The 6,834-nt window shown below is 64.9% G+C and carries 7 protein-coding genes; 3 read left to right on the top strand and 4 right to left on the bottom strand.

Features of this window, described 5'->3' with window-relative positions; translation table 11 throughout:
* On the top strand, positions 1-1,165 hold a 1,165-nt coding region (locus tag MOV75_RS22430; RefSeq protein ID WP_247006632.1), incomplete at its 5' end, for an ATP-dependent DNA helicase RecG.
* Between the two features lie 300 nt (positions 1,166-1,465).
* A complete protein-coding gene (locus MOV75_RS22425; protein WP_246929667.1) occupies positions 1,466-1,615 on the top strand; it encodes a hypothetical protein in 150 nt (49 codons plus the stop codon).
* Between the two features lie 12 nt (positions 1,616-1,627).
* On the opposite strand, the gene MOV75_RS22420 is transcribed toward MOV75_RS22425, so the two are convergent.
* The 3 genes from MOV75_RS22420 to glmS form a co-directional block, all read right to left on the bottom strand.
* Positions 1,628-2,485, bottom strand: coding sequence for an NAD(P)-dependent oxidoreductase (locus tag MOV75_RS22420; protein WP_246929669.1), 858 nt, complete (start codon positions 2,483-2,485; stop codon positions 1,628-1,630).
* Between the two features lie 105 nt (positions 2,486-2,590).
* Positions 2,591-3,361, bottom strand: a complete 771-nt coding sequence (locus MOV75_RS22415; RefSeq protein WP_246929670.1) for a DUF502 domain-containing protein — start codon at positions 3,359-3,361, stop codon at positions 2,591-2,593.
* An 84-nt stretch (positions 3,362-3,445) separates the two neighbouring features.
* Entirely contained in the window at positions 3,446-5,272 is a 1,827-nt protein-coding gene (gene glmS, locus MOV75_RS22410; protein ID WP_246929671.1) for a glutamine--fructose-6-phosphate transaminase (isomerizing), read from the bottom strand.
* A 221-nt stretch (positions 5,273-5,493) separates the two neighbouring features.
* Here glmS and MOV75_RS22405 point away from each other — a divergent pair, with 221 nt between their 5' ends.
* A complete protein-coding gene (locus tag MOV75_RS22405; RefSeq protein WP_246929673.1) occupies positions 5,494-5,712 on the top strand; it encodes a hypothetical protein in 219 nt (72 codons plus the stop codon).
* 150 nt (positions 5,713-5,862) lie between these two features.
* On the opposite strand, the gene glmU is transcribed toward MOV75_RS22405, so the two are convergent.
* Positions 5,863-6,834, bottom strand: a 972-nt coding sequence (gene glmU / locus MOV75_RS22400) for a bifunctional UDP-N-acetylglucosamine diphosphorylase/glucosamine-1-phosphate N-acetyltransferase GlmU (protein WP_247006631.1), incomplete at its 5' end; no start/stop codon positions are given.

Here is a 6,834-nt window from a genome sequence, read left to right as displayed (position 1 = left end):
CGTCGCCGAGGTCGGCAAGCAGGCCGCGCTGATGGCGCCGACCGAGATCCTGGCGCGCCAGCACATCAAGACCATCGCCCCGCTCGCCGAGCGTGCCGGCATGCGGGTCGCGATCCTCACCGGGCGAGAAAAAGGCAAGGAGCGGCGGGAGCTGTTGGCGCAGCTTGCAGCCGACGAAATCGATCTCCTCGTCGGCACCCACGCGCTGATTCAGGACGACGTGATCTTCCATGATCTCGCGCTCGCCATCGTCGACGAGCAGCACCGTTTCGGCGTGCGCGAGCGCCTCGCGCTCACGTCCAAGGGCGAAGCCGTCGACGTGCTGGTGCTGAGCGCAACGCCGATCCCGCGCACGCTGGTGCTGACCTATTTCGGCGACATGGACATCTCCGAGCTGCGCGAGAAGCCGGCCGGCCGCCAACCCATCGACACCCGCGCGGTGCCGATGAGCCGGATCAGCGAGGTCATGGAGGGCGTCGGCCGAGCGCTCGAGTCTGGCAAGCTGGTGTACTGGATTTGCCCGCTGGTCGAGGAATCCGAGGCGGAGGGCACCGAGCATCTTACCAACGCGACCAAGCGCTTCGAAAGCCTGCAAAAGCGCTTCGGCGAGCGTGTCGGCCTCGTCCACGGCCAGATGAAGGGCACGGAAAAGGACCGCGTGATGGCGCAGTTCGCCGCGCACGAGATCGGGCTGCTGGTCGCGACCACCGTGGTCGAGGTCGGCGTCGACGTTCCGGCCGCCACCATCATGGTGATCGAGAACGCCGAACGCTTTGGACTTGCGCAACTGCACCAGCTGCGAGGGCGCATCGGGCGCGGCTCGGAAGCCTCAACCTGCCTGCTACTCTACTCGGAGCCGCTCGGCGAGATGTCGAAGGCGCGGCTGAAGGTGATCCGCGAGACCACCGACGGTTTTCGCATTGCCGAGGAAGATCTGAAGCTGCGCGGCGAAGGCGACGTGTTAGGGGTGCGCCAGAGCGGCCTGCCCGGCTACCGCATCGCGCGCCCGGAGGTGCATGGCCAGCTGATCGCCCAGGCGAGAGACGAGGCGCTGCGCATCTTGAAGGACGATCCGAAGCTCAAGGGCGAGCGCGGCGAGGCGCTGCGGTGCCTGCTATATCTCTACGAGCGCGATGAAGCGATCCCGCTGATCGGGGCGGGTTAGCTGCAGCGCCGCTGCCGCAAGGTGGTGACTGGCGTAAGAGCGTCGGGCCCTCCCCGTCATTGCGAGCGCAGCGAAGCAATCCAGAATCTTTTCACGGAGGCACGCTGGATGACTTCGCTGCGCTCGCAATGACGATGTGGGTGCAGACTAGCCCAGCGGGCCAAAGGGTGCGTCTCGGTCTTCGACCAAAGCGTCATCTTTCGCCGCGGCCAACTTCATGCGACCCTCCCGCCATGCGCCGGATCATACGACGCGGCCCGATCTGCCCGAAGCTGCCGCGAACGGTTCGACTGGAAATTGATGAAAGAGGCGTGGCGCTATGACACGGAGCGCGTGCCGGTCATCGAGGCCGAGCGCATCCAATATGGCCCCGATGTCCCCGTCGTGCGCTTGCGACGCGATCGGGACATCCAGGGCTTTCTGGACTTGGTTTCAGTGAACGGCGAGTGAGCCCATACGGAATCAGGCCTTCTTCTGCGCGATGCGCGCAGCAAACGCCTTCATCAGTTCCGCATCCACCGCGTCGCCCTGCGCATCCTCGGCCAGATGCTCGAACCACTTCGCAAAGCCCTCATAGATCTGGCTGGCCGGATGATCGGGGCCAAGGAAGCCGGAAATCTCGCGCATCTCCGCAACCCAGCGATAGGCTTTGGGAAGCATGTCCGGCAGCGCCACTTCGAGCCGCGCCAGAATTGCGGGCTGGCTCAGTGCGAGCTCGTCGCGCAGCGCATCCGCCGCGCCCGCTTTCGTGGCCGCAACCACCATGGCCGAGCCGATGCCGGCAAGGCCCTTGACGATGCCGGCATAGGACATCTTGAGCGCAGAGGCCGCGCCGACCGGGCCCGCGACGATGCGCACGTCGAGGCCGAAATCCTTCAGAACCGCCGCGTCCCTGGCATAGTCGCCGGACATGTAGAGGGCCGGGCTCTTGCCGCCGGGCTGCGGCGGGAAGCCGATGATGCCGCCATCCACGAACGGCGCCTGTGCCGAGCCGATGATCTCCTCGATCCGTTGTACGGTATCGACGTTGACCGCGTTGCAGTCGACCACGAGCGGCTTCTTCTCACGCCTGACGATCAGCGCGGCCAGCCGTTCCGCCAGCGCCACCGCCTCGCCCGGCGGCACGATCGACAGAATGATATCGGCATCGGCGATCGCATCGTCCTCGGCGCCGATCATGCCGGCGTCCGCGGCCCGTTTCAGCGTCGCCTCACTCCGTCCCTTGAGCGAGGTCAGCACGCGCGCGCCATGTTCGCGGAGGCGGCGGGCGATGGCGCTGCCCATGGCACCGGGGGCGAGGATCGCAATGGTTTTGGACATCGTGCACTCCAGGTCGAATTCCGAGCGAGGCGCTCAGTTCAACCGGGAGATTAGCAGAGGACGAAAGTGCTTGCGTGAATGCGGCCATCCGAAACGGGAATGGCCCTACTCCACCTTCGCAGGCTGGGGCTTGAGCGCCGACGCATTGGCGATGCGTGCGGCATTCGCCACGCCGGCAAGCGCCGCGGCCTTCTTCGGATCGGGCGCCGAGCCCGGCTGCACCACGCCGGCCGACATGATCAGCGTCGCCGCGTCTTCGGTGCTCATGTCGACTTCGACGATCTTGCTCTTGGGCACGTAGAAGAAGAACCCGGTGGTCGGGTTCGGCGAGCACGGCAGGAACACGGAGACATGCTCCTCCTGCCCCGGCAGGCTGCGCGCGACCTCTTCATTCGGCGATTGCGAGATCAGCACGATCGACCACATGCCCGGCGAGGGAAACTCGACCAGGCCGACTTTGCGGAAGCTCGAGCCCTTGCCCGAGAACAGCGTCTCGAACACCTGCTTCAAGCCGCGATAGATGGCGCGCACCGCCGGGATCCGGCCGAGGAGCGTTTCGCCGACATCGACCAGCGTCCGGCCGATCAGATTGGCCGCGAGGAAGCCGACCAGCGTCAGTGTGAAGAAGGCGACAACCAGTCCCCAGCCGGGAATGACGTACGGCAGATAGGTTTCCGGCCGATAGGCGAGCGGCACGAACGGCCGCACCACGCCATCGACCCAGGTGACGAACCACCAGACCAGGTACAGCGTGATCGCGATCGGCCCTGTGACGATGAGGCCGGTCAGAAAGTAATTGCGGAAGCGGCCCATCAGGCCGGTATGCGGTTCCGGGAGGGGATCAAGAGGCGCAGGCGCGTCGTCGCGGGGGGTCATTCGGGTTCCAAGTCGGTCGCAGCACACAAGCTAGGGTCTTCTAGCAGGTTTTGGAAGGCCGCGACCGGTTGATATCCCCTCTGCCTATTCCACGGTCACCGATTTCGCGAGATTGCGCGGCTGATCGACGTCGGTGCCCATGACGACAGCCGTGTGATAGGCGAGCAGCTGCACCGGGACAGCATAGACCATCGGCGTAAAGGCCGCCGCCATGTCGGGCATGACGATGGTGACGAGGGACTCGACCGTCGCCTCTTCCGCGCCCTTCGCGTCCGTCATCAGGATGATGTTGCCGCCGCGGGCGGCGACCTCCTGCATGTTGGAGACCGTCTTCTCGAACACCCGGTCGTGAGGCGCGATGACGACGACCGGCATGGTCTCGTCGATCAGCGCGATCGGCCCGTGCTTGAGCTCACCGGCGGCATAGCCCTCGGCGTGGATATAGGAGATCTCCTTCAGCTTCAGCGCGCCTTCGAGCGCGAGCGGGAAGCTGGTACCGCGGCCGAGATAGAGCACGTCGCGGGACTTGGCGATCCGGTGCGCGAGCTTTTCGATCTGCGGCTCAGTGGTGAGCGCATCCGCCATCAGGCGCGGGATCTCGACCAGGCCGTGAACCAGCTTGGTCTCGTCCTCGTCGGACAATTCGCCTCTGGCCTTGCCGGCCGCGATCGCAAGATTTGCCAGCACCATGAGCTGGCAGGTGAAGGCCTTGGTCGAGGCGACGCCGATCTCGGGCCCGGCGAGCGTTGGCAGCACGGTCTCGCTCTCGCGCGCGATCGTCGAGGTCGGCACGTTGACGATGGCCACCGTATGCACGCCCTGATCCTTGGCGTAGCGCAGCGCCGCCAGCGTGTCGGCGGTCTCGCCCGATTGCGAGATGAAGATCGCCAGATCGCCCTTGCGCAAGGGCGCCTCGCGATAGCGGAATTCGGAGGCGACATCGACCTCGACCGGCACGCGCGCGAAACGCTCGAACCAGTATTTTGCGACGAAGCCGGCGTAGCTCGCGGTGCCGCACGCGGTGATGTTGATGCGCTGGATATTTCTGAAGTCGAACGGCAGCTTGACCGGCAGCGAGACGCGCTCGGTCGCCATGTCGACATAGCGCGCCAGGGTGTGGCCGACCACTTCCGGCTGCTCGTGGATCTCCTTGGCCATGAAGTGGCGGTAATTGGCCTTGTCGACCAGCGAGGTCGAGGCGGCGTGCCTGATCTTGTCGCGCTGGACGGCGTGGCCGTCCTTGTCGAAGATCGTTGCGCTCTTGCGCGTCAGCACGACCCAGTCGCCGTCCTCGAGATAGCTGATCGTGTCGGTGAACGGGCCGAGCGCGATGGCATCCGAGCCGAGATACATCTCGCCGTCGCCATAGCCGATCGCGAGCGGCGGGCCGTTGCGGGCGCCGATCAGCAGATCGTCGTCACCGGCGAAGATGAAGCCGAGCGCGAAGGCGCCGCGCAAGCGCCCCAGCGCCAGCTTGACGGCTTCGACCGGCTTGTTGCCGCGCGTGAGCAAATCGTCGACGAGATGAAGCACGATCTCGGTGTCGGTCTCGGTGTGGAACACCGCGCCCTTCTTCTCGAGCTCCTCGCGCAGCTCACGGAAGTTCTCGATAATGCCGTTGTGGACCACGGCGACGCGCTCGGTCGCATGCGGATGGGCGTTGTTGACGGTCGGCTTGCCGTGGGTCGCCCAGCGGGTGTGGCCGATGCCGGTCGTGCCCTTGAGCGGCTCGGCTTCCAGCCGCTTCTCCAGATTCTTCAGCTTGCCTTCGGCGCGACGGCGCTCGATGTGCTTGCCTTCGAGCGTGGCGACGCCCGCCGAGTCGTAGCCGCGATATTCAAGACGTTTGAGCGAATCCACCAGCTGCTCTGCAACCGGTTCGCGCCCGAGAATGCCGACAATCCCGCACATGCGGATCACTATCCCCCAAATCGTCGAAAAATCGCCTAAACGACGCGCTCGGTTTTTAGCGAAGTTCCTAGGGAACCATATACTCAATAATTATTGCGGATTGAGACAGGATGGACCGCAACCTGAGCTTCGCCTGCGTCGAATTGGCCGGCGTTAAACCGCGCGCGTTAACTTGTTGTCAATATGTTTGGCCAACGATTCCGCGCCAGGAGAGTATGGCCATGAAAGGCTCGTCCGACCGTAAAGGTCTATCGCCGATGTACCTGCGCGCCAGCGAGACCACGGGCACGCATTTGGCACATTGGCCGCCGCCCCAGCGCGGCAAGGAAAGCAAGCCACTCTTCGTCAAGCACTCCGAAGGCGAGCCGGCCAAGCGCGCCAAGCCACGCGGCTGGCGTCTGACCCGCGCGATCTTCTCGGAATTCGCCGACGACGAGTAGCCACGTAAGAAACCCTCATGGTGAGGAGCGCGAAGCGCGTCTCGAACCATGAAGGCCCGCATCTCGCCTGCGGCCATCCTTCGAGACGCCCGCTTCCAGCGGGCCCTCAGGATCAGGGCGGAGGATGCTGCGACACAATAGAAATAGAGCTCACTTCTCCGGCTTCTTCCCGCCCGTCTTCATCTCGCGATAGCGCGCAGCGCCGCCTTCCCTGATGGTCTGCTGGTTGCGCTCGAGCGCCATGGCATCGTCAGGCACGTCACGGGTGATCACCGAGCCGGAGCCGATATAGGCGCCGTTGCCTATTCTGACCGGTGCGACGAGCGAGGAATTGGTGCCGACGAAGGCGCCCTGCCCGATCACCGTCTTGTGCTTTTTGAAGCCGTCGTAGTTGCAGGTGATGGTCCCGGCGCCGATGTTGGAGTTGGCGCCGACGGTGGCATCGCCGATGTAGGAGAGATGATTGACCTTGACGCCGGCCTCCAGCGTCGCCGCCTTGGTCTCCACGAAATTGCCGATGCGCGCGCCGTCGCCGAGCGAGGTGCCGGGCCGCAGCCGCGCATACGGACCGATCGAAACGTTCTTGCCGAGCGTCGTCTGCACGATATGCGAGAAGGAATGGATCACCGTGCCGTCGGCGATCGACACGCCGGGGCCGATCACCACGAACGGCTCGATGGTCACGTCCTTGCCGAAGACGGTATCGGCGGCGAGATAAACGGTTTCAGGCGCGATCAGCGTGACGCCGGCCTCCATCGCCGCTTTCCGCAAGCGCGCCTGCATGACGGCTTCTGCCTCGGCGAGCTGTGCCTTGGTGTTGATGCCGCGCACCTCGTCCTCGCTGGTCTCGATCACCACGGACTCCCATCCCTGCTTGCGGACGGATTCGACCGCGTCCGTCAGATAATACTCGCCCTTGGAATTGGCATTGCCGATTTGCCCGAGGATTTGAAGCGCGCGGCGGCCGTCGATCGCCATCACGCCGGCATTGCACAAATCGATCCTGCGCTCCGCTTCGCTGGCATCAGCCTGCTCGCGGATCGCGACCAGGCGTGCGCCCTCGACGATGAAGCGGCCATAGCCGGTGGGATCGGCGGCGCGGAAGCCGAGCGCGGCAATCGC

This window comes from Bradyrhizobium sp. PRIMUS42 (assembly GCF_023006515.1).
Classification (GTDB): Bacteria; Pseudomonadota; Alphaproteobacteria; order Rhizobiales; family Xanthobacteraceae; genus Bradyrhizobium.
The sequence above is the reverse complement of the archived record's forward strand: the minus strand, read 5'-3'. Positions and strand labels throughout refer to the sequence as shown.

Bases quoted from the DNA above. Each gene is read 5' to 3' on its own strand.
- MOV75_RS22425 (WP_246929667.1), top strand. From the start codon at position 1,466: ATGAAAGAGGCGTGGCGCTATGACACGGAGCGCGTGCCGGTCATCGAG.
- MOV75_RS22420 (WP_246929669.1), bottom strand. From the start codon at position 2,485: ATGTCCAAAACCATTGCGATCCTCGCCCCCGGTGCCATGGGCAGCGCC.
- MOV75_RS22415 (WP_246929670.1), bottom strand. From the start codon at position 3,361: ATGACCCCCCGCGACGACGCGCCTGCGCCTCTTGATCCCCTCCCGGAA.
- glmS (WP_246929671.1), bottom strand. From the start codon at position 5,272: ATGTGCGGGATTGTCGGCATTCTCGGGCGCGAACCGGTTGCAGAGCAG.
- MOV75_RS22405 (WP_246929673.1), top strand. From the start codon at position 5,494: ATGAAAGGCTCGTCCGACCGTAAAGGTCTATCGCCGATGTACCTGCGC.